17 protein-coding genes are annotated in these 22,248 nt (G+C 50.6%); 15 read left to right on the forward strand and 2 right to left on the reverse strand.

The genetic code is table 11. The annotated features are described in order from the left end of the window. Nucleotides 1-5 precede the first annotated feature (5 nt). The 14 genes from IEJ03_RS07100 to IEJ03_RS07165 all read left to right on the forward strand — a co-directional run bounded on the left by IEJ03_RS07100 (nucleotide 6) and on the right by IEJ03_RS07165 (nucleotide 17,272). Nucleotides 6-935: a Gfo/Idh/MocA family oxidoreductase gene (locus IEJ03_RS07100; protein WP_192036944.1), complete on the forward strand. Its 930-nt coding sequence runs from the start codon at nucleotides 6-8 to the stop codon at nucleotides 933-935. Further along, on the forward strand, nucleotides 913-1,740 hold the full coding sequence (locus tag IEJ03_RS07105; protein ID WP_192036945.1) for an SDR family oxidoreductase: 828 nt from the start codon (nucleotides 913-915) through the stop codon (nucleotides 1,738-1,740). Before IEJ03_RS07100 ends, IEJ03_RS07105 begins: the two co-directional genes overlap by 23 nt. Nucleotides 1,741-1,787: 47 nt before the next feature. Then, the gene (locus IEJ03_RS07110) at nucleotides 1,788-2,783 is read left to right on the forward strand and encodes a polysaccharide deacetylase family protein (protein WP_192036946.1); all 996 of its coding nucleotides are present in this window, start codon (nucleotides 1,788-1,790) and stop codon (nucleotides 2,781-2,783) included. 31 nt (nucleotides 2,784-2,814) lie between these two features. Continuing rightward, entirely contained in the window at nucleotides 2,815-4,104 is a 1,290-nt protein-coding gene (locus tag IEJ03_RS07115; protein ID WP_192036947.1) for a DUF4910 domain-containing protein, read from the forward strand. Between the two features lie 127 nt (nucleotides 4,105-4,231). Continuing rightward, entirely contained in the window at nucleotides 4,232-6,037 is a 1,806-nt protein-coding gene (locus tag IEJ03_RS07120) for an ABC transporter ATP-binding protein (protein WP_192036948.1), read from the forward strand. A 112-nt stretch (nucleotides 6,038-6,149) separates the two neighbouring features. Continuing rightward, nucleotides 6,150-7,580 carry a hypothetical protein gene (locus IEJ03_RS07125; RefSeq protein ID WP_192036949.1) on the forward strand — a complete coding sequence of 477 codons (1,431 nt, stop codon included), beginning with the start codon at nucleotides 6,150-6,152 and terminating at the stop codon, nucleotides 7,578-7,580. A 113-nt stretch (nucleotides 7,581-7,693) separates the two neighbouring features. Continuing rightward, on the forward strand, nucleotides 7,694-9,478 hold the full coding sequence (locus tag IEJ03_RS07130; RefSeq protein ID WP_192036950.1) for an asparagine synthetase B family protein: 1,785 nt from the start codon (nucleotides 7,694-7,696) through the stop codon (nucleotides 9,476-9,478). 142 nt (nucleotides 9,479-9,620) lie between these two features. Beyond that, the gene (locus IEJ03_RS07135) at nucleotides 9,621-10,430 is read left to right on the forward strand and encodes a glycosyltransferase family 2 protein (RefSeq protein WP_192036951.1); all 810 of its coding nucleotides are present in this window, start codon (nucleotides 9,621-9,623) and stop codon (nucleotides 10,428-10,430) included. A 106-nt stretch (nucleotides 10,431-10,536) separates the two neighbouring features. Then, nucleotides 10,537-11,640: a hypothetical protein gene (locus IEJ03_RS07140; RefSeq protein WP_192036952.1), complete on the forward strand. Its 1,104-nt coding sequence runs from the start codon at nucleotides 10,537-10,539 to the stop codon at nucleotides 11,638-11,640. A gap of 184 nt (nucleotides 11,641-11,824) precedes the next feature. Beyond that, nucleotides 11,825-13,036, forward strand: a complete 1,212-nt coding sequence (locus IEJ03_RS07145) for a glycosyltransferase family 4 protein (RefSeq protein ID WP_192036953.1) — start codon at nucleotides 11,825-11,827, stop codon at nucleotides 13,034-13,036. After that, nucleotides 13,017-13,610, forward strand: a complete 594-nt coding sequence (locus IEJ03_RS07150) for a sugar transferase (protein ID WP_192036954.1) — start codon at nucleotides 13,017-13,019, stop codon at nucleotides 13,608-13,610. The genes IEJ03_RS07145 and IEJ03_RS07150 overlap by 20 nt, the downstream gene beginning before the upstream one ends. 67 nt (nucleotides 13,611-13,677) lie before the next feature. Next, nucleotides 13,678-14,880 (forward strand): alanine racemase, encoded by a 1,203-nt coding sequence (locus IEJ03_RS07155; RefSeq protein WP_192036955.1) that lies wholly within the window; start codon nucleotides 13,678-13,680, stop codon nucleotides 14,878-14,880. 85 nt (nucleotides 14,881-14,965) lie between these two features. Beyond that, the gene (locus IEJ03_RS07160; protein ID WP_192036956.1) at nucleotides 14,966-16,021 is read left to right on the forward strand and encodes an ATP-grasp domain-containing protein; all 1,056 of its coding nucleotides are present in this window, start codon (nucleotides 14,966-14,968) and stop codon (nucleotides 16,019-16,021) included. 78 nt (nucleotides 16,022-16,099) lie between these two features. After that, entirely contained in the window at nucleotides 16,100-17,272 is a 1,173-nt protein-coding gene (locus tag IEJ03_RS07165) for a DegT/DnrJ/EryC1/StrS aminotransferase family protein (protein WP_192036957.1), read from the forward strand. Nucleotides 17,273-17,368: 96 nt separating this feature from the next. Here the strand turns inward: IEJ03_RS07165 and tviB are convergent, their stop codons facing one another. Together tviB and IEJ03_RS07175 are read right to left on the reverse strand one after the other, a co-directional pair. After that, complete coding sequence (tviB, locus tag IEJ03_RS07170; protein ID WP_192036958.1) at nucleotides 17,369-18,655, reverse strand: Vi polysaccharide biosynthesis UDP-N-acetylglucosamine C-6 dehydrogenase TviB; 1,287 nt, start codon at nucleotides 18,653-18,655, stop codon at nucleotides 17,369-17,371. Nucleotides 18,656-18,676: 21 nt separating this feature from the next. Beyond that, nucleotides 18,677-20,731 carry a nucleoside-diphosphate sugar epimerase/dehydratase gene (locus IEJ03_RS07175; protein WP_242458081.1) on the reverse strand — a complete coding sequence of 685 codons (2,055 nt, stop codon included), beginning with the start codon at nucleotides 20,729-20,731 and terminating at the stop codon, nucleotides 18,677-18,679. A gap of 505 nt (nucleotides 20,732-21,236) precedes the next feature. On the opposite strand from IEJ03_RS07175, the gene IEJ03_RS07180 reads away from it, so the two are divergent. After that, nucleotides 21,237-22,244: an NAD-dependent epimerase gene (locus IEJ03_RS07180; RefSeq protein ID WP_192036960.1), complete on the forward strand. Its 1,008-nt coding sequence runs from the start codon at nucleotides 21,237-21,239 to the stop codon at nucleotides 22,242-22,244. Nucleotides 22,245-22,248 lie beyond the last annotated feature (4 nt).

Genomic DNA, 22,248 nt, shown 5'->3' on the forward strand with positions numbered 1-22,248 from the left:
GAGCCATGGTCACGCGTGTCGGCATGCTGGGAATGAGTGATGGTAACGGCCATCCGTTCTCTTTCTCCGCGATCATCAATGGTTACTCAGACAGTGGGATGCGGCATTCCGGCTGGCCAGGCATCTATGACTACGTGAGTCGCCGCCATGGGTCGGAATTCGGCGTGGGCGACCTGCGCGTCACCCATGCCTGGACGCAGCACGACGAACAGACGGCGCTACTTTGCAGGGCCGCAAGTATTGCGCATGCTGTTTCGTCACCTACCGATATGCTGGGTGAAGTGGATGCGATAATCCTTGCCCGGGACGATTACGTTTCGCACCTCCCTCTGGCCAAGCCATTTCTGGAAGCCGGTATCCCCGTATTTATCGATAAACCTCTGACACTGGATATCGACGAGTTGCGCTGGTTTACGCCTTATCTGGAGAGTGGGCTGCTGATGTCCTGCTCAGGGATGCGCTATGCCAAGGAACTGGATGCATGCAGAGCAGGGCAGATCAATCACGGTGAGATGAGACTGGTGCGCGGAACCATCCTCAACGATTGGGTGCGCTATGGTGTACATTTACTGGACGCCATCCTGCCGATGATGCCATCTCGCCCGATATCGGTAAGCGCCTTGCCTGGCGAACATGATTCTTTGGTTGTGCTAATGGAAGACGGTGTGCCGGTCCATATAGATGCCCTCGGGCAGGTGCCGGCGATGTTTCGTGTAGAAGTGATGGGTAGTCAGCATATCTCAAGCTTCGATATCACTGACAACTTCTCAATGTTCCGCCGTACGCTATGGGCTTTCTGGCGACAAATCGTCGAAGGGCGTCCGGCGATTGTTACGACAGAGACACTCGATGTCATTCGCACCCTGATCGCTGGAAAAATGGCGTTACAGAACCGAAAGGAGGTGTCACTTGATGGATTCGACGACCTTTTATGACCTGTTCGATCTCAAGGGGCGCGTCGCAATCGTGACCGGAGGGCTTGGTATTCTGGGGCAGAGTTTCTGCCAAGCCCTGGCCGAGTTTGGTGCCAATGTGGTGGTGGCCGATCTGGATGGAGAGTCTGCGGAGCGCTATGCAGCTGAGCTAGGACGGGATACGAACGTGCGTTGTATCGGCCTGCCCTGTGATGTCAGCGACGAGGCTTCGGTGGAGGCACTGGTCACTAGCACTTTGCAGCACTTCGGTGCCATCGACATTCTGCACAATAATGCGGCAAGCAAGTCCGATGATCTCGGGGCATTCTTCACACCGGTAGAAGAATACAGTCTGGCGGAATGGAGAAAGATCATGGCCGTCAATCTGGATGGAGTATTCCTGGTGTCGCGCAGTGTGGGTCGCCGCATGATTGAGCAGGGTAGGGGGGGAAGCATCATCCATACTGGCTCCATCTATGGCGAGTTAGGAAGCGACCCTCGCATTTATGAAGGATCTGAATACATGGGAATCGCCATTAACACGCCGCCTGTCTATGCCGCCTCCAAGGCAGGTGTGTCGGGCCTTGCAAGGTATCTTGCTACTAACTGGGCGCCGCACGGTATTCGGGTCAACACCTTGATTCCTGGTGGAGTCCAAAGCGGTCAGAACGCGGCATTCGTGGATCGTTACTCCCAGCGAGTGCCACTGGCAAGGATGGGGCAGCCCGGTGATCTAGTGGGAGCCCTTATTTTCCTGGCCTCTGATGCCTCGCGATACGTGACTGGTCAGTGCCTGTATGTCGATGGCGGACTCAGCGCCTGGTAGGACGCAGAACATCTCGATAACAACACAATGACTAGGTAGCGACGATCATGGCGAATAATCTCACCATCGTGATGTATCACTATGTCCGCCCCTTAAAAGAGTCCCACTATCCTGAGCTCAAGGCCCTTGAACTGGACAACTTTCGCGGTCAGCTTGATTTCATACAGCATCACTACACAGCAGTGACTATGGAAGACGTCATCGCTGCGAGCAGGGGCGAGGCCATGCTGCCGGAGCACGCCATCCTGCTGACCTTTGATGACGGTTACCGGGATCACTACGAGCATGTTTTTCCGCTTCTGTTGGAGCGAGGCATGCAAGGAAGTTTCTTTCCCCCGGCTTGTGCGGTGAGGGAAGGGCGAGTGTTAGACGTGAACAAGATTCACTTTACACTTGCCAGTAGAACCAATCCACAGCGGTTGATCGACGAGATCTTTGCTGAAATGGATGCTCACCGTAAACAATATGGTTTGCTCGGTAATGCGGAATACTTTGAGATTTTTTCGAGAGAAAGCCGCTATGACAGTGCCAAGGTGACCTTCATCAAGCGCATCCTGCAGAAGGGGCTGCCGGCGCCGATGCGAGGGCCCTTAATTGACCGGCTTTTTCGTCAATTTGTAACCCAAGATGAGCGTGACTTTGCGGCCGAACTGTACATGACTGATACCCAGCTTCGAGACCTACTTGATGCCGGCATGTTCATTGGCAGTCACGGTGATCAGCATCTGTGGCTGAATACACTTAGTGGCGAAGAACAGCTACGTGAAGTCGAAACCAGTCTGGAATTCATGGCTGACCTTGGTGTTGCGCTACAGGATTGGGTCATGTGTTACCCCTACGGTGGCTATAACGATGCTCTGCTGTCGCTATTGCGGAGAAAGGGCTGTGCACTGGGGCTGACGGTTGATGTCGGTGTGGCAGATCTAGCGATAACAGACTCTCTGTGCCTACCCAGGTTGGACACTAACGACTTACCCAATTCGCTTGACGCCTGCTTAGCACACGGTGAGCCGACCATCGACGGCCGGCATCTCGAGGCATAAACCCATATAAGTCGTCGTAACAGGACTGCCCATGACTAACATGATGAAACTGCTTGCCGACCTGACGCCGCTTAATCGCGTGGTCTGCTCTAGCGACTTTGATGACACCATTCGCTACATGCAGGATATTCTGCCATTTCGTGAACATACCTATTCGGCTGATAATCACTACAACGGTTGGGTGATTCCCAATAAATGGGATATCAAGACCGCAAGAATCGGTTATCAGGGCAAAACGATATACGAAAGCAGTCATCCGATGGCCGTCATGGCTCTCTCTATCCCGTTTAGTGGTACCGTCGATCGTGAGGAACTGCGGCGCCATCTCCATTACGACCACCGTTACCCCGATGCCGTCCCCTTCCACTTCCGGCAACTCTTTCGTAGTTGGCAGAGAGACTGGGGGTTCTGCGTGCCGAGAACCTTCTACGACGGCCTCGAGGAAGGGGACTACGATGTCCTGATCGAGACTGAAGAGGCGCCTGGAACACTGCGGGTGATTGATTACACCCTCGAAGGAAAATCGCCTGAAACCATCATTTTTGCCGCCAATCTGGACCACCCCGGTGTGGCCAACGACGGCCTATCCGGTGTGGCGGTAGGGGTGGCCCTGTTCGAGGCATTGCGCCGGCGACAGGAAAAGACGAACTTCAGCTACCGACTGGTACTGGCACCGGGGATTATCGGCAATGAGTATTATCTTGGCCACCTGATGAGAGAAGAGAAGGAACACTTGCTCGAAGGGGTGATGCTGGAAATGCTAGGTTCACCTACCGAATTGGCCCTGCAGTATTCTCGTCACCGAGAGTCCAATATAGAGTTGGCTGTAGCCGAATCTCTATTATCAAATGATTGCGAACACCATACCGGTGAGTTCGAGAGCGAGCTGCTAAATGACGAGTACATCTGGGAAGCCTATGGCATTCCCATGGCATCCTTGTCACGCTTCCCTTATCCCGAGTATCACACCGATCGCGATAATCTGGATTTAATGCGATCTGAGCGGCTGGAAGAGGCCGTAAAGGTGCTAATGCATGCAGTCGAGACCTTGGAGTCGAGCTCCATCCTCCGCAAGCGTTTCTCAGGGAACATCTGCCTTTCTAATCCCGAGTATGATCTCTACATTGATCCGGGACAGGTCGCCTTTGGCGATATGCCTGACGAGCAGCGCCGTCGCATGCGACTATTGATGGACACGATTCCTACCCTGACTCGGCCTACGAGCATCCATATTCTGGCGGGGCGAGTTGGCTTGCCATTATCGATGGTCGAGAATTATCTCGGAAAATGGGTTCGTCATGGCCTGCTGGAGCTGACCTGAACTTTCTCTTGTTATATGTAATGCTCGGGCCCCACCTAAAATATTGATTTGTTGGTTTAGTTTATTGTTTTTAGATATCGCTCCAGTGTTCGGAGTGGCTTCCAGTCTTTATTTGGGAATGGGGATTATGTTTAATAGTATAAAAGAGCTGTATTCCCTGTTGAACAAAGATCAGAGAAATAAACTCCTTGTCATGCAGATTATGGTGGTTTGTATGTCCTTCTCTGAGCTGGCAGGTGTCATTTCTGTTGGGCCTTTTATGGCCTTGGTTGGTGACATGAGCAGGCTCGAAGGTGACTCCATATGGGCTGAAATCTACCGTGCCAGCGGGGCTTCTTCCCCTTCTGACTTTATCTTCTGGTTTGGTGTTGGTGTATTGTTACTTCTCAGTATTACTACTCTGATATCGATAGTTACCACCTGGCAACTCGAAATGTTCGGTCATCGTGTAGGGGCGGAAATTTCGAGCCGTTTGTTTAAGCATTACATGTACCAGCCTTGGCTATTTCACGCCAATGGCAGTAGCAGTCAATTGTCCAAACAAATTGCTCAGGAGTGTCAGCGTATTACGGTATCTGTAATAACTCCTTTGATGAACATGAATGCCAAAGCTGTTATGGCAAGCCTGATGGCGACGGCACTGTTCATTTACGATCCGCTAGTAGCGACAGTCGGCTTGCTAATCTTTACGATCGCATATCTTCTGCTTTACCGTACAGTGCGCCGTCGGTTGATCAACAATGGAACGACAGTTTCGGAAACTCAGGCTCTACGATTCAAGTTGATGGCAGAGGGTTTTGGAGGCATCAAGGATGCACTCTTGCTGGGGCGGCAGCGCGTCTTTACTGAACGTTTCGAAAAAGTGAGCCAGCGTTTTGCCAATGCGCAGGGAGCTACCTTGGCGATGAGCCAGGTACCGCGCTTTGCGATGGAGTTGGTCGCCTTCGGTGCGGTGATATTCCTCGTGCTTTACCTTTTGGCTGCTCATCAAGGCAACTTGGGCACCATCCTGCCGGTACTTTCCGTGTATGCGCTGGCTGGCTTCAAACTTCTTCCGGCCTTTCAGCAGATCTACTCCAGTGTTTCGCGGGTGCGCGGTAACCTTGCCGCATTCGAGTCAATGCGTGATGACCTTCACGCCAGTGTGGTCAGCAGTGTTGATCAGGAGCGCGCGGATCCCAAGAAAGCTGACCGCTGGGTGCCTCGGCAGTCTATAGAATTTCGCGACGTCCATTTTACATATCCGGGTAAGCAAGCGTCTGCCGTAGATGGGCTGACACTGAAGATCACGGCGAATCAAGTCATTGGTCTTGTCGGAGCCTCGGGTTCTGGGAAGTCGACTGCCATCGATCTGCTTCTAGGGTTGATCGACCCCTCAAGTGGCCAGGTACTGATCGATGGTGAGCCCCTGACCACGATGAACAAACGTGCATGGCAGAACAGTCTGGGCCTGGTGCCTCAAAGCATTTTTCTCTCCGATACAAGCATTCGCGAGAATATTGCTTTTGGGCTTCCGCCATCTGCAATCAATGATGTACGCGTGAGACGTGCGGCAAATTTGGCTAATCTCGATGAACTGATATCGGAGCTACCCGAGGGGCTGGAAACTGATGTGGGTGAACGTGGTGTCCAGCTTTCTGGTGGGCAGCGTCAGCGGATCGGTATCGCCCGTGCCTTGTATCATGATGCCGACGTACTGGTGTTGGATGAAGCAACCAGTGCCTTGGATGGTATCACGGAGCAGCTGGTTATGGACGCCATTCATGAGTTTTCGGGCACCAAGACGATCGTCATTATTGCTCATCGCCTCGCTACCGTGAAGCAGTGCGACTGTATCTATCTGATTAAGGATGGAAGAGTTCTTGATCAGGGGCGATTTGAGGACCTGGTAATTCGTAACGATACCTTCAAGCGGATGGCGGAACGGGCCTGAGTCGTCTCAATACTGTTTCTCTAACCATTAAGCCTTGCCAGCAGGCGGTTGGTATTAAATTGACCGCCAGTTAAAGAATAAAATGCCTTACAAAGCTGAGGAGTGGCTCAGGATGAAAAATATCTTTTTTCTACTTTCCGTGAGTGAGTCTTTTTTTACGAACTGTATGGAGTTGTTTAAAAAGGGTCCTAGTAGCAAGAATGTATACTTGTCTTGCTTTTCATATTGCAACAAAAATGACAGCGATTTATCTGTTTTTGATCATGTTGTGTATTTCAAGGATGTTCTTGAGTCCAAAGAAAAAAAAAGTATGGAAGAATACCTTCGCCAGGCGAAACGGATGGAAGACGAGTATCAGTTCGTCTTGTCCGACTTGATCCATGCTGAGCGTAACTTTGATCGCTTTGATAAGCAGGATGCATTTCGCATCGCTATTTCAATGGCACTAAAGGTAGAAGAGATACATTCTTCGAAGCCAATTGAAATGGTTGTGTCAGAAGGGCTGGATGACTTCTTAAGTATGTTCCTATACTTCTTATCTAAAAAGATTGATATACCTTTCAGGTATCCCGTCCGGAGCAGGATAGGTACGGGACTGTATCTGTCTGATGGCCCAGACGGTCATGTTGTCACGGCAAGCTTGCGCAACAAAGGGAAGTCTATGCTTGAGGCCGATGCCTATATAGAAGGTTATTTAAAGGAGAAGATTCAGCCATCATATATGGTCGCGAATAGGCGGTTCTTCAAGGTAGCCAGTAAGCAAGATTTCCTCACCTTGGGAAAGATGCTTATTCGAAAAGATAGAAAAACAACCTTTCACGCTTACGAGGATCCCTTTAGTGCCGTGAAGAAGAGGGTGGTTAGGATAATCAATGCATCAAGATATTCTTCATGCCTGAGCAAGAACGAAGCTAATATTGAAAAACTGTCAGATATGGGGTTGAAATATTTTATTTATCCTCTGCATTTTCACCCAGAAGCATCAACGCTTGTAAAAGGACGTTGGATAAATAACCAGCTGCAGATTATTGAATTTATCTCAAAGTCATTACCTTCAGATTGCGTACTGCTTGTAAAGGAACATAAGGTATCTATTGGTAGAAGAGAACGCAGCTTTTATGACGAAGTCGTTAAGCACCATAATGTGATGTTGGTCAGCCACAAGCTGAATCCTCATGATCTGATAAAGCGTTCCTGCGGGGTGGTGACCATATCCTCTAGCATGGGGTTGGAAGCAATATTTCATGATAAAGCCGTAATATGTTTTGGCGATGTTTTTTACAACCAGGTAAGCGGTGTGGTAAACGCTAGAAATATTGCCAAAATGAATGAGTATGTGTTGGAAGCCCTAGATTTCAAAGGGTACTCACAAGGTGATGTTAGATGTCTTATACATGACATAATAACCTCATCAGTTTTTCCGGATGAAGACTTTAGTCCACACAAATATGCAGAGGAACATTGTGAAGTCTTCCTGGATTTACTCGCAGCGGATATTGATTTTGTCATTAACGGTAAAGCGTTGAGGGTAAATGTAGCATAGCCTTCATGTGTTGGTTTTGTATTTTCTTGCGGATACATTACTATTGATAAGTTATCTAGTAGTGTTTCTCAGAATAAATTTCATGTCGATTATTTTCCCGGCGGGAGATTTAAATGTGCGGCATCTTTTTTTGCAAAGTCCTTGATGAGGCGGGGTGCGGCCCTGCCAACCTGGATGAGTTGTTTTCCAGTGCTCTTGAAAAAATGAGGTACCGCGGGCAAGATAACGTAGCTATAAGAAAAATAAATGGGCTTCACTTTGGTCATTCTCGCCTGGCGATAAATGGTTTGAATCCGGAGTCCAATCAGCCTGTGGTAACTGATGACTACGCTCTTATATTTAATGGCGAATATTATAATTATAAAGAAGATTATGCCCACAAGGGTTCAGATACTCTGGCGCTATTCGATCATTTGCTGGAAAATCCGGATGCCCACTCTTTCGTGAATGGTCCATATGCCTATGCGTGGTACGATATAAAAAACGACAAAGTTGTATTTCGCAGAGATGTTTTTGGCGAAAAGCCACTTTATTACTATAAAGATGAGACGGTTGTTTTAGTATCATCCACTCTTAAATCTATTTTGTTTTTTGTCAAAGGTATCGGTGGTAGGGTGCTGCTGAATATTGATGCTTTACGCTGTGACTATGTGTTGAATGGTTTTATCAGGGAGCCTGAAACTGTTTGGAAAGGTATATATGAAATACCTCCTAACCATTCACTTTTTTTAAATGGAGTTGATATTTTATTGAAGAAGGAAAGTTTCTTTTGTTCAGCCGATTCGCGATCTTCAGTCGCTGAAAAATATTTGAAATATTCGTTAATAACTCGGGATGTTGATGCTGCGTTATTGCTAAGTTCAGGAGTGGACTCTAGTTATCTTCTGGTAAAGTCGATTGAATCGGGCGCCGGATTGTCATTGGTAACTTATGGAGGGTGTGATGGAAGCGGGGAAGTTAGTGAAGTTGAGAATAACCTATCTTTTATAGACTTAAACGAAGCTGGTTGTAAATTCTCCGCACTCCAGAAAGTGGGTGAAGGTCGTCCAGACTGTATCAGCGAAGAAATCGCGTTTTATGCAGGAATTATGGAGCAACCCACTTCCGATGGTCTCCAGGTTCACAGGATTCTGCAGCATTTGAAAAGTGAGTTTCCCCACCTGAAGGTTGTATATTCTGGTTTAGGCGGTGACGAAATATTCGGAGGCTATCCTTCTTTTAACAATTATCAGCTGATAAATATATTAGCTAGTATTCCCAAGTCATTTCTCCTTGTTCCAAAGATGAGAAGGTTTTTAGAGGGAAGAGAAATGCTGGGTGAGTGGGGAGTCATGGCATACTATTTTCTCTACAGGGCTGATTCCTGTTTCGTAAAAAAAGAGCACGAGGACACATTGAGAGAGTCTTATAGACGATTTAAGGAAGGCATTTACGAGTCTGTGCCATCAGGGCTTTTTGAGCGATACAAGGACTGCTCTAGCATGCAGTTAAAGTTGCTTGAGACGTTTGATTACTGCAAGAACCAGTTGCTGAGAGATATGGATAATATCTCAATGCATCATGGCGTTGAAGCAAGAGCCCCTCTCCTTAATCCGCACCTGATCATGCAGGCTGTAGACAATAAAAAGGGTCTGAAAGAATACGTGCAAGCTAGGACGAAAATATCTTTTGGAAAGAAAAAAGGGTTTTCTATTTTAGATCATGATTGTTTAGAGAAATATAAAAAATCTTTGAGTCGCAACCGGGAGGTGCTTAATGCAGTCTTTGGGGAAAAAGTCTGCAATGTAAATTATCTTCTGGATATTGGTGCAATGAGAAAATTCTCCTTTATCGCTGAGTGGTTGAAGGTGAATGTTGCAGTTTGTGAGGTTGATGGGGAAACGTTAGTTGCAAGATAAATTTGAGTGCCTTATTTGAATCGAAAAAGAAGATTTCTGCAGTTTGCTCTAGTTCCTTAAGATTTTCCTTAGAGTCGGTTGAGGATGGCATTCATCTCATGTATGGACGCCGATAACATAAGGGCATGCCGAGATAAAAGTTATGGATGATGTTCGCACCCCTCTTGTAAGTATTTATATGACGGTAAGGAATGGTTTTCCATTTCTTCCTAAATCCATCGAAAGTATTAAAAAGCAAACATATTTAAACTGGGAAGCTGTGATCGTTGATGATGGCTCAAGCGATGACTCTGTGAAATATTTGCGTGAAGTTGAGAAGCAGGATTCACGCTTCAGGATTATTGCGACAGAGGGGGTTGGCCGTGGCAAAGCATTAAACATGGCAATTGCAAATGCTCGCGGCGTATATGTTGCCAACTTGGATGCAGATGACTTGTCACATCCTCAGCGTATAGAGGTGCAAGTTGATATTTTGTTAAATAATAAATGTCTTTTTTTGTGTAGTGAGACCAGCTTTTTTCATGATGATGCCAGTGTCGATTGGTTTTCTTTCAATTATCCATTTAACAGCCAAGTTTATGATGTTTCGATGGGGTTGATGAAAAGAAACCCAGTTAGTCACATAAGTGTTATTTGTGATCGTTGTAGTATTATGGAGGTTGGGGGATATAACGAAAACAGGAAATCACAGCTTGACTATGAGCTATGGTTCAGGCTTGTTAAGCATGGTGTTAGGCTCCAGAAAACGGGATACTCTCTTGTCTCTAAGAGGATACATACAGGGCAATCATTCGAGAACAAGAGACGATTATATTACCTTTTGTCCAGCACCCTACTTCAGAATGCAATAATTACTGAAATGAAGGGCGGTGTTAAATATCGTGCTTACCCCGCTTTTAGGTTTTTTTATGGTTTATTGCCTCAAAAACTCCGTGTGCGTATTAGACAGTGATTGAGAGACAAGGATCGTCATTTCACAGTCTGGCGACATGATTTGCAGGTGTCACCTTTCACTTCTATTAATACAAAATTAAGTTATCAGTTAGGAAGGTGTCGGCATGATGCGGATGATTTTGTGCACTCTAGTTTTTGCTAGCTTGTTAAGCCCAGTATATTTTTATCCGAGTGGGAATCCGCAGCCTACTGATTATATTTTTTTGGCTTTGGTTTTTATGGTATATTTCCATTCTATGGCGACCTCAAGGGAGTTGCCATTAGCAAAGATTCCTCTTTGCTGGGGGCTGCTGGCGTACTGGGTATTCATTCATTGCCTTGTTTCATCTTTAGCTCTCCAGTCATCTGACTTTTATAGAACGATGGCATTCTGGATGTATAATACTGCAGTGGCGTCCTGTTTTTTGTATTTGCTTGGGATGGGGCCTAAAAGCAAGATTTATGTTGAATGGGGTATTTGCCTAGGGCTAATTACTTCCGGGGTTGGTGTGATTGTTTCACTAGGTGTAGAAGGTCGTGCGGTTGGTTTTTTTAATAATCCCAATCAGCTTGCTTTCTTTTCTTTGTTAGGAATCTCTTCCTTGTTGGTGCTTGCCAGGATGAGCTTGCTCGTCAGGCCTCTTGTGATCTTAGCCGTTTTATCTGGAGTTTTAGGTATCTTTGCTGCTGCGTCATTAGCAGCCATCGCAGGCTTCTTCTTGGTGGTAATGGGTTACTTGTTTGCGAATTTACAGCCAAAACAGCTCTTCCGTTTCTCGGTTATCCTTTCGCTGCTTTTCATGACTACCTTGCTGGTTGATGATGAAGCTGTGGTTGTAATATCTGAAAATATTTATAACAGGTCGGTGGTGGCAGAGGGGAAGTTTGATTCTATAGCCGAGGAAAGAAATTATGACCGTATTTTGGCTTTTCCGGAGTACGCCTTGTTAGGGGCCGGGGAAGGACACTTGGAAAGATTTTATCCATATAATAAAAACGAAATACATTCAAGCCTTGGCAATCTTCTTTTTGCATATGGTATTCCTGGGATAGCATTGTTCTTGGCATTGCTATTTTCAATTGTGAGAAGTTCGCCACTACCCATCTGGTTCGTCGTGTCAGGCCCCATAGTTTATTCATTGACCCACATGGGCCTGAGAACGACATTGTTTTGGATCTTCTTAGCCATAGTTTGGTCAGAATATGGCGCAAAGGAAAGATATGCTTGAGTTCAGGAATATAAAACGAATTGTTTTGGTGTGTGGTGGTTTATGTTGGCTTTTGTCGTGATTTTTTATTTATTATCTATGGTCTAACTGGTCATGGTTGTTGTCCCTGCTACATACAAGCCTAGCTTCTGCATATTCAGCATGATTAACTACAACCGCTACGCACAAAGGGCAAGGCACGCAGATGAAACGATTCCTGATGATTGCCAGTTTTCCTGATTCCCTTGTCACTTTCCGTGGCCAGTTGCTCGATGCATTGCGCGAAAATGGATGTGAGGTGCATGTCGCATGCCCTGACATTCGCAAGGATAGCGCGGTCTGTGAGCACTTGGAGTCCAGGGGGATTATCGTGCATGACATCCCGATGCAGCGCACGGGGATAAACCCGGTGGCCGACCTCAAGACACTCGGAAATCTCTCCCGCCTGATGCGCCGTATTCAGCCAGATGTCGTCATGGGGTACACCATTAAGCCGGTGATCTATGGAACTCTCAGTGCTTGGCTGTGCCAAGTGCCCAGGCGATTTGTCTTGATCACTGGCCTGGGCTATACATTCACCTCCGATGCATCGGGTAGATGGTTCTGCAAGCGCCGGGGGTTGCTGTGGGTCGTAGGATCCCTGTACCGCCTGGCTTTGCTCGGAGCCCACAAGGTGTTCTTCCAGAACCCCGATGACCAGGCGCTCTTTCGGCAACTGAAGGTGCTTTCGGCCAGGAGCCCCTCGCACGTCGTCAACGGCTCTGGGGTTGACCTGGACCAGTACGCTGTGGCGTCACAGGCGAAGGGTCCGCTCAGATTTCTGATGATCGCCAGACTGCTCGGTGATAAGGGTGTGCGCGAGTATGTAAAGGCTGCCCGACAAGTGCACCGGACCCATCCTCAAGTGACGTTCGCCTTGGCAGGCTGGATTGATGACAATCCCGATGCCATTGCCCCACAGGAGCTCGATGATTGGATCGTCGAGGGCACCGTCGACTATCTCGGCTGTCTCGATGATGTACGGCCTGCTATTGCTGCTTGCCATGTCTACGTGCTGCCTTCCTATCGCGAAGGCACGCCTCGCACGGTACTCGAAGCCATGGCTATGGGGAAAGCGGTCATTACCAGCGATGCGCCTGGCTGCCGAGAGACTGTGATCGATGGAGTGAATGGCTACCTGGTACCGGTTCGCGATGTCTCTCAGCTTGCCGTCGCCATGCGGCGTTTCATCGATACTCCTGAGCTGACTGGGGCTATGGGCTGCAAATCACGTGAGATCGCTGAGGCCAAGTACGACGTCAACAAGGTCAATGCGGATATTCTTGAGCAGCTGGGCATGGGCGCTAATGCACAGGAACCTCGTGCCGAGGCGGTGACGAGAGAATTGAGAGGCTTACATGGCAAAACGACTCCTTGACCTCAGCGTTGCGATGTTCCTGCTCGTTGCGCTATCACCTGTCATTGCCATCGCGGCGGTGTTGATCGCGCTCAGGTTGGGGCGCCCAGTGTTCTTTCGGCAGCACCGCCCCGGCCTTCATGGACGACCCTACGAGATCGTCAAGTTCCGGACCATGCGGGATTCGTTCGACTCACAGGGAAGGCCGTTGCCCGATGAGGCGCGGATGACGCGGCTGGGCACCTGGTTGCGGGCGACCAGCATCGACGAGCTGCCCGAACTCTGGAACGTCGTCAGAGGGGACATGAGTTTGGTCGGCCCTCGTCCGCTGATGATGGAGTATTTGCCCCGTTATAGTGCCGAGCAGCAGCGTCGTCACGACGTACTCCCCGGCATCACTGGCTGGGCCCAGGTGCACGGACGTAACTCGCTTTCCTGGCAAGAGAAGTTCGAGCTTGACGTTTGGTACGTGGATCACCGCACGGCATGGCTGGACCTGCGCATTCTGATGTTGACCGTGAAGAAGGTATTTTACCAAGACGGGATCTCGGCGGAAGGGCATGTGACCGTCGATGATTTCTATGGCAACGATTGACGCTTCGGCCCAGGGATCATCTCTTTGTTGCATGAAGCCAACTCCATGAGGCTGGAGGAATTGGGGTATGTCCTACGATTACACATTGCTTGCAGATATCTCGGGGCGCGTGGGAGGCTCCTTTTACATTTTCGATAGCGAGTTGTTCGAACATAACTATCGAGCATTCAGGGAGAGTCTCCGTCATTATTATCAAAATGCTGATGTTGCCTACTCATTCAAGGCTAACTATATGCCAGAGTTGGGGCGAATTCTGAATGACCTGGGAGGCATAGGGGAAGTCGTCTCTCGGCTTGAGTACGATATCGCCAGACGAAACCTGCCGCCTAATCGATTGATCTTCAACGGCCCGGTGAAGCGGGAGGAGGATGTGAGGTACTGTATCGCTTCCGGTTCACGCCTCAATATTGATTCGTTCAACGAGATTAAATATCTCGAGGACCTGTCAGAAAGTTTCGACCATATCGAGGTAGGGCTAAGGGTCAGCTTTTCCCTGGAGGGCCGGACCTCGAGGTTCGGTTTCTGTTGCGACAACGGTGACTTGGAAAAAGCGGTTAAGCGGCTTCAGGCGATCGGCAACGTGACGGTTAACGGCATCCACTCCCACCTCAGTACGCGTGAAAAGAGCCTGGCGTTGTTTGCTTCGAGATCGAGGAAAATGATTGAGCTGGCCAACCGCATCAGCCCCTCCCGCCCAGTAAAATCCATCAACGTCGGGGGAGGGTTCTTCGGTCAGATACCGGCAGCGATGCGAGAACAGTTTCCCCCTGACCTTCCTTCCTTCGATGACTATGCTAGTACCATTGGTGGCATCTTCCACCGTGAATACGGAGACCATGGGCCGCGGCTGATCATCGAGCCGGGTATCTCTCTGATTGGTAATACCATGGTGCTGGTTGCCGAAGTCCTCGAGATCAGAGAACGACAAGACATCAAGTACGCCTTGTTGGACACCAGTATCAATGTCGTCAACCCGACGCATTCGACGGCCAGGCGATGCTTCTCAATCGTGCCTCGCCAAGCTCTGTCCGAACCCGGCCATGACCGCTATGTGTTGGTCGGCAACACCTGCATGGAGCACGACGTCATCGATGCCAGTTACGAGGGCCGGTTGCAGCGAGGCGATTTCGTCGTCTTTCCCAATCGCGGGGCCTATTCCAACAACTACACCCCGCCCTTCATCATGCCCTCTGCCGCGATCGTCTCTCCCAGCGGCGTCATCTACAAGGAAAGGGATGGCGTGGAGAGTATTCTCGCGACCTATCGTTAGCTATCTGTTTTATCTCCGGCGACCGTTGTTTGTCCGGCGCCATAACTGCCTGCAACTTCAATGACTAGCTTCCTGGAGAATTACGATGAACGTGTTGTTGACCTGCGTGGGGCGAAGAAGCTACCTAGTCGACTATTTCAGGCAGGCATTGGCCGGCGAGGGCGTGGTCATTGGTGTCGACATGGACCCCAACACTGCCGGTATGGCATGCGTCGATAAGGCATATCTTGTACCACGGGCCGACTCGGGCGACTACATTCCGACGCTGCTGGACATCTGCATGCGAGAGCGTGTTGGCCTACTGGTGTCGCTGTCTGACCTGGACCTGGGGCCGCTGTCTCGCGCCATCGAAGATTTCGGTCGCTTCGGCGTCCAGGCGTTCGTCAGCGATCCTGAGGTCATTGAGGTGGCCAATGACAAGTGGGCGTGTTTCGAGTTTCTTCAGCGCCACCGCATCCCGAGTCCAGTCACTTGCCTCCAACTGGACAAGGCGCAGCATCATCTCCGTGATGGCCATCTTGCTTTCCCGCTAATGGTCAAACCGAGGTGGGGCATGGGTTCGGTCTCACTGTTCAAGGTCAACGACGACGAGGAACTGGCATTCTTCTATCATTATGCCCGCAAGCAGGTCCGCGACTCATTCCTTCACGTGATCAGTCAGGATGATATCGATCACTCGGTGATTATCCAGGAGTTCCTCGGAGGCGACGAATACGGCATTGACGTGTTGCACGACTTTGACGGCGAGCACGTTGCCACGGTGGTCAAGCGAAAGCTCTCCATGCGGGCCGGCGAAACCGATAGCGCTATGACCGTCGAGGATCGCGGGGTGGCAAACACCGCGGAACGCGTTGCCGCACTTCTTCGGCATAGGGGAAACCTGGATATCGACATCATGCTGGACGCCGCTGGTTTGCCGCGCGTGCTAGAGCTCAATGCGCGATTCGGCGGTGGCTATCCTTTCTCGCATCTTGCCGGTGTAGATTTTCCCAGAGCATTGATCGAGCTGGCGGAGGGGCGGCGACCCGCGCCTTATCTATTACGCCCTTCCGTTGGAGTACGGAGCATGAAGCATATTGTGCCGACCGTATATTCACCCCTGCGGTCTGAAAAGACTATTGAGGTACGTTACCCCTCATAGGATGCATGGTCAGTATGCGGCCATCGCCGGCGGTCAGTCGGCGTTCCGTAGAGCAGCATAGCCTTGGAGGGCGCCAGTATGCTCAATTCTCATTTTTCTCCCTGGCCTTGTTTCAGCGAAGCCGAGGTCCAAGCCGTCAAGCGAGTGCTGTGCTCCAATCGCGTCAACTACTGGACAGGGGGAGAGGGACGCGCCTTCGAGAGCGAGTTTGCTCGCTTTGCGGGCACCGAATACGCCGTTGCTGTTTCCAATGGCACCACCGCCCTGGACTTGGCAATGAAGGCACTGGGAATCGGTGTGGGCGATGAAGTGGTGGTCACTTCTCGAACCTTCATGGCGTCGGTGTCTTCCATTGTCATCGCTGGTGCAGTGCCTGTCTTTGCGGATGTCGATCGCGACTCCCAGAACATTACGGCTAGCACCGTGGCGCCTTTGATTACGTCGCGCACCAAAGCCATCATTGCGGTCCACCTGGCTGGCTGGCCCTGTGACATGGACGGTCTGATGTCGCTGGCAGAAGGCCATGGTCTCTATGTAATCGAAGACTGTGCGCAGGCGCATGGGGCTAGCTGGCGCACGCGCAGTGTTGGAGGGATCGGGCATATCGGCGCCTGGTCCTTCTGTCAGGACAAGATCATGTCTACCGGCGGGGAGGGGGGCATGGTCACTACCAATGATCGGGCTCTGTGGCATCGGATGTGGGCCTACAAGGATCACGGCAAGAGTTGGGAGGCGGTCTACGAGCGGGAGCACCCGCCAGGCTTTCGCTGGTTGCATGAATCCTTCGGTACCAACTGGCGGCTGACCGAGATGCAGGCGGCCATTGGTCGCCTTCAGCTGCGCCGCATGCCGGACTGGACGCGGCAGCGCCGTGACAATCTGGATCGCATTTGGCAGGCGGCCAGAGCCTGTGGCCTGCGTGTGCCTGAGTTGCCAGGACATGTCGGACACGCCGCCTACAAGGCCTATGTGTTTGTTGATCCGCTGGCACTGCGGCCGGGGTGGAATCGTGACCGGATCATCGACGAGATTCAGCAGCGGGGGGTGCCGTGTCTGGGGGGGAGCTGTTCCGAGGTATATCGCGAAAAGGCCTTCGATGACACGGGGTGGCGGCCTGCTCATGCCCTGCCGGTCGCCGCCGAACTGGGGAAGACCAGCTTGATGTTCCTTGTCCATCCCACGTTGACCTCGGAGGAGATTGACCGCACCTGTCTGGCGTTACAGGAGGTAATGGCACTGGCTGCGGTTTGATCTTTGGATAGCGAAGATACACGTGGCCAGCAGTTAAATTAAACGCCCTTGACCGCGAGATACCTTGGCCGGGGGGCGTTGTTTTATGTGCCAGGGTTAGAGTCGTAAGTCGGCCTCGCCATTCCCCAGCAGGTACTTCAGATCAAACAGCACGTGGCTGGGTTTGCCCCAGGAGCGTATACGGTCAACGCCATAGTCGCGGAATTCATCGTGGGCGACCGCCAGTATCATCGCATCATAGCTACCCACATCTGGCCGGTCGACGGGTCGGATCGTATAGGCGCGCTGGGCTTCGTCACGATCGGCATGAGGGTCGAAGACATCGACCATGACATTGAAGTCCGCCAGTTCTCGAATGATATCGGTGACACGTGTATTGCGCAGATCGGGGCAGTTCTCCTTGAACGTCAGGCCCAGGATCAGCACCCGTGCGCCTTGTACGTGGATTCGTTCCTTAATCATCTGCTTGACCAGCTGGCCTGCCACATAGGCGCCCATACCATCATTGATACGCCGGCCTGACAGGATGACTTCCGGATGATAGCCCACCTGTTGGGCCTTGTGCGTAAGATAATAGGGGTCGACACCGATGCAGTGCCCGCCTACCAGTCCTGGCCGGAAGGGAAGAAAATTCCACTTGGTTCCCGCTGCCAGCAGGACTTCTTCGGTATCAATACCCAAGCGGCTGAAGATCATGGCCAACTCGTTGATCAGGGCAATGTTTACATCACGCTGAGTGTTTTCGATGACCTTGGCGGCCTCCGCGACTTGCATTGAACTGGCTTTGAAGGTACCCGCTATGATGATTGATGCATAGAGATCGTCGACGAAGGTTGCCACAACTGGAGTCGATCCTGAGGTCACTTTCCTGATCGAGGTGACTCGGTGTTCCTTGTCGCCTGGATTGATGCGCTCTGGACTATAGCCGGCGAAGAAGTCGCGATTGTAGATCAGCCCTGAGCCCTGCTCGATGACAGGAATGCATTCCTCTTCGGTAGCACCCGGATAGACGGTCGACTCATAGATGACGAGATTGCCTGGCGAAATGACGTGGGCTACCGTCTGGCTGGCTTTGAGCAATGGCGTCAGATCCGGGCAGTGCTGTGCGTCGATCGGCGTTGGAACCGTGACTATATAGACATTGCATTCCCGCAGTCGCTCGACATCATCACTGAAGTCGAGATGTTTTGCGCATCTTAGCTCATCGAATGAGACTTCTCGCGTGGTGTCGAGGCCATCGGTGAGCTGCAGGATTCGATGGGTATTGATGTCGAAACCCAGTGTCGGGTAACGCTTGCCGAATTCCACGGCCAGAGGCAAGCCGACATAGCCCAGTCCAATCACGCCAATACGAATAGAATCCAGCTTCAGGGTCAGGTCCATGATCCATTGTCCTTGTGGTAATCAGAAGTGGCTGTCCTTGGCCAGGGCCGCGGTCGAGAGATTGAGTTGAGTTGACACTACCTTTAGGGCTGTGGGCGTTGGTGTGGAAGCTCTTTGGCTGACTGGGTGCTTTTCCTTGTCAACGACTGCAGTCTCTGTTGGCGGATGTGCCGTTGTATCCCCGTATTGCTGGAGCCAAAGCAGGTCGGAAATGGGGTGGTTGGGGTGGTAATCGATAGGGGCTTCCAGCAACAATTCTCTGATAACCTCGTGCTGGACCTTGACCACAGCGTTATGCAAACGACGAAGGTAGGCTTCCAGGCGCGGCCACTCCCAGCAGGTTTCCCGTGCGGTCATGATCCGTGGATGTGCTGTCGATGTGGTATTGGTGCCGGTCAGCAGCTCCTCATAGAGCTTTTCCCCTGGGCGCAGGCCGCTATAGTGGATAGCGATGTCGCCATCTGTGCTGTCCTCGGTGATCAATTCCAAACCCGAAAGGCGAACCATTTGCTTTGCCAAATCGGCAATTTTGATCGGTTCACCCATGTCCAGAACGAACACATTCCCGCCACTACCCATTGCACCTGCCTGAATCACCAACTGAGCGGCTTCGGGGATAGTCATGAAGTAGCGCGTTATATTGGGGTGGGTCACCGTAATCGGTCCGCCATCGCGTATCTGGCGCCTGAACAACGGCACAACGGAGCCGGATGAGCCTAAGACATTGCCAAATCGAACCATGCAAAAACGCGTCTTTACCTGCTCACTGGACAGGGCCTGGCAGACAAGCTCTGCAAGACGCTTGGTTGTGCCCATGACATTGGTTGGCCGCACGGCTTTATCGGTCGAGATCAAAACGAAGGTTTCAACGCCGCACTCGATAGCTGCCTGCGCGGTCTTCAGTGTACCGAAAACATTATTACGGATGCCTTCGACCATGTTGTGTTCCACCATCGGCACGTGCTTGTAGGCGGCGGCATGATAGAGCGTCTGCACACCAAAGCTGCGCATGGTAAGCGTGAGGCGTGGCCGGTGCTGGACGGATACCAGCAGTGCCTTGATGGAAATATCGAGATGATGGCGTTCAGCGAGTGCCTTGATTTCTTGCTCCACCCGGTAAAGGGCATACTCACAGACGTCCAGCAGTAGAAGCTGGCGTGGCTGCTGTAGAAGAATCTGCCGGCTCAGCTCGGAACCTATCGAGCCGCCTGCTCCAGTCACCATTACAACCTTGCCCAAGATATTGGCCTGCATCAGTAACGGCTGCGGTGGCACGGGATCGCGTCCCAGGAGATCTTCGACGGTTACGTTGCGAATGTCGTTGATTCTCGCGCGTCCGGCGACAATGTCGGCCGTACCCGGCACGGTTTGCACGGGGATCATCAGTGGCTCTAGAGCACTCAAGACGGCCCGTCTCCTCGCCCTAGTCGCGCTGGGAATCGCCAATAGAATCCGCTCTACGCCGTAGTCATTGATAAGTTGGCCTACCTTTGCCGGGGAGTACACTTCCAGTCCCTCGACATGAGTGCCATGCATACCTCGCCAGTCATCCACAAAGGCCACCGGCACATGTTGATCGCTATGTTTCAGTGAATTTACCAAGTGGGCTCCGGCGGCCCCAGCGCCGTATATCACGACACGTGTTCGGTTCTTGATGCTTTCCCTTCTGTAGGCTGCGCGGAGCAGGTAACGGATACCGCCAATACTCACGAATGCCAGCAGGAAAAAGACGACGGAAATGGAGATGGGAGATGGCGTTCCCAGCGCGAAGCTAACGGTGATAAGTGTTACCGTCGTGGCGACCAGTCCTTGCAAAATGGTTTTTAGAGCGCGTTGGTTGATATATCGAATAACCGCGCGATAAAATCCCAGTCTGATAAAGAAGTAGATACTTACTGGAAGTGTGGTAAGAAATGCCAGCCAGATTTCCTTATCCAGTATCTTATCCCAATGTTCGAATTTAATCAGCATCGCTATCAAGAAGCTAAGCGTCAAGGAGGTAGAATCAACCATTATCTGGATGAGTCGCTTGTAAATACGAGGCAACCTGAAAATGTAATCAATTGATTTGTACACTGTTGCACCCTCATCCCTGTATTTTGTGCGACTATTGTTTCTTATTAAAGCGCATCGATTATAGTTATTGTATGAAATGTTTCTTTGCATTCAGCTTATAAAATACCGTCAGGCTTTATGTTGATGCATGGTGCTTACGCTTATTGTTACTTTCTGTTTCATTGTGATTTTGTGTTTCTTTATGATAATGGTCGTAAGGGGGCTTACCAAGATGATTTTTCTAGTCTGTTGATGACTGAAGGGATATGCATAAGCATTAGTTCTTTAATTTTTTTTGAGTAATGTTTTCTGTCATTCCTTTGCTTTCTATTAGTTCCTTGTTGCTATATTAGAGGTTTAATGCTCACTTATCTTTGCCGGCTTTCCGTTTTTTTAATACATTTGATGTGGGTGGTTAGGCGAGCGAATGATTGGCGGAGGTCATCTTGAGCGTTTCTAATTGGACTCAACCACGCTTATCATGAATTATCAGGACGCCCTTCAGGCTCCTCATCAGGGAATTGATATGAAGTTCTTGATTACGGGTATGGCAGGTTTCATCGGCTATTCAGTAGCTAAGCGGCTGGCCGGGAAAGGGCATCTGATTGTCGGGGTCGATAACCTCAATGATTACTATGATGTGTCGCTCAAGCAGGCACGGCTGGATGTCCTGTCGGAGTATGAGGATATCCTCTTCGTCAGACTGGATCTCTGTGATAGGGAGGGCATGACGCGACTGTTTTCAGAGCATAGCTTTGACAGGGTCATTCATCTCGCCGCTCAGGCGGGGGTGCGCTATTCACTGGATAATCCCTATGCCTATATCGATGCCAACCTGATGGGGTATCTCAATGTGCTTGAGTGCTCCCGGCATCATGGGGTGGGGCACCTCATTTATGCGTCATCCAGCTCAGTCTATGGCATGAACGAAACGGTCCCTTTTTCTACCCGGGACAATGTTGACCATCCGGTCAGCCTCTATGCGGCAACCAAAAAGGCCAACGAGCTGATGGCCCATACCTACTCTCACCTATATGACTTGCCTACCACGGGCTTACGGTTCTTCACGGTCTATGGGCCATGGGGACGACCAGACATGGCGATGTTCATGTTCACCAAAGCGATCCTGGAAGGGCGGTCCATTGATGTCTACAACCATGGTGATATGTCACGCGACTTCACCTACATCGATGATATCGTCGAGAGCATCATGCGCATTGTCAAGGTTGTGCCCCAGCGCGATAGTGCCTGGCATCCTACTCAAGCCAGTCCGGAGAGCAGCAGTGCTCCATATGCCCTTTATAACATCGGGCATGGAAACCCCGTCAGGCTGATGGACTTCATCCATGCGCTAGAAGAGGCGATCGGCAAGCGAGCCGCATGCAATTATCTTCCCATGCAGCCTGGTGATGTGCCGCATACCTATGCCGACACCGAGGCGCTCAACAAGGTGATCGATTATCAACCACGAGTAGGGGTCTGCGAGGGAGTCAAGCGATTTGTCGCTTGGTATCGCGAATATCATCGAGTGTGAGTTG

Origin of the sequence: Halomonas sp. YLGW01 (assembly GCF_014840935.1) — a bacterium.
In the GTDB taxonomy this organism is placed as follows: Bacteria; Pseudomonadota; Gammaproteobacteria; order Pseudomonadales; family Halomonadaceae; genus Onishia.

Coding starts and splice junctions, on each gene's coding strand:
- IEJ03_RS07100 (WP_192036944.1), top strand. CDS start 6: ATGGTCACGCGTGTCGGCATGCTGGGAATGAGTGATGGTAACGGCCAT.
- IEJ03_RS07105 (WP_192036945.1), top strand. CDS start 913: ATGGATTCGACGACCTTTTATGACCTGTTCGATCTCAAGGGGCGCGTC.
- IEJ03_RS07110 (WP_192036946.1), top strand. CDS start 1,788: ATGGCGAATAATCTCACCATCGTGATGTATCACTATGTCCGCCCCTTA.
- IEJ03_RS07115 (WP_192036947.1), top strand. CDS start 2,815: ATGACTAACATGATGAAACTGCTTGCCGACCTGACGCCGCTTAATCGC.
- IEJ03_RS07120 (WP_192036948.1), top strand. CDS start 4,232: ATGTTTAATAGTATAAAAGAGCTGTATTCCCTGTTGAACAAAGATCAG.
- IEJ03_RS07125 (WP_192036949.1), top strand. CDS start 6,150: ATGAAAAATATCTTTTTTCTACTTTCCGTGAGTGAGTCTTTTTTTACG.
- IEJ03_RS07130 (WP_192036950.1), top strand. CDS start 7,694: ATGTGCGGCATCTTTTTTTGCAAAGTCCTTGATGAGGCGGGGTGCGGC.
- IEJ03_RS07135 (WP_192036951.1), top strand. CDS start 9,621: ATGGATGATGTTCGCACCCCTCTTGTAAGTATTTATATGACGGTAAGG.
- IEJ03_RS07140 (WP_192036952.1), top strand. CDS start 10,537: ATGATGCGGATGATTTTGTGCACTCTAGTTTTTGCTAGCTTGTTAAGC.
- IEJ03_RS07145 (WP_192036953.1), top strand. CDS start 11,825: ATGAAACGATTCCTGATGATTGCCAGTTTTCCTGATTCCCTTGTCACT.
- IEJ03_RS07150 (WP_192036954.1), top strand. CDS start 13,017: ATGGCAAAACGACTCCTTGACCTCAGCGTTGCGATGTTCCTGCTCGTT.
- IEJ03_RS07155 (WP_192036955.1), top strand. CDS start 13,678: ATGTCCTACGATTACACATTGCTTGCAGATATCTCGGGGCGCGTGGGA.
- IEJ03_RS07160 (WP_192036956.1), top strand. CDS start 14,966: ATGAACGTGTTGTTGACCTGCGTGGGGCGAAGAAGCTACCTAGTCGAC.
- IEJ03_RS07165 (WP_192036957.1), top strand. CDS start 16,100: ATGCTCAATTCTCATTTTTCTCCCTGGCCTTGTTTCAGCGAAGCCGAG.
- tviB (WP_192036958.1), bottom strand. CDS start 18,655: ATGGACCTGACCCTGAAGCTGGATTCTATTCGTATTGGCGTGATTGGA.
- IEJ03_RS07180 (WP_192036960.1), top strand. CDS start 21,237: ATGAAGTTCTTGATTACGGGTATGGCAGGTTTCATCGGCTATTCAGTA.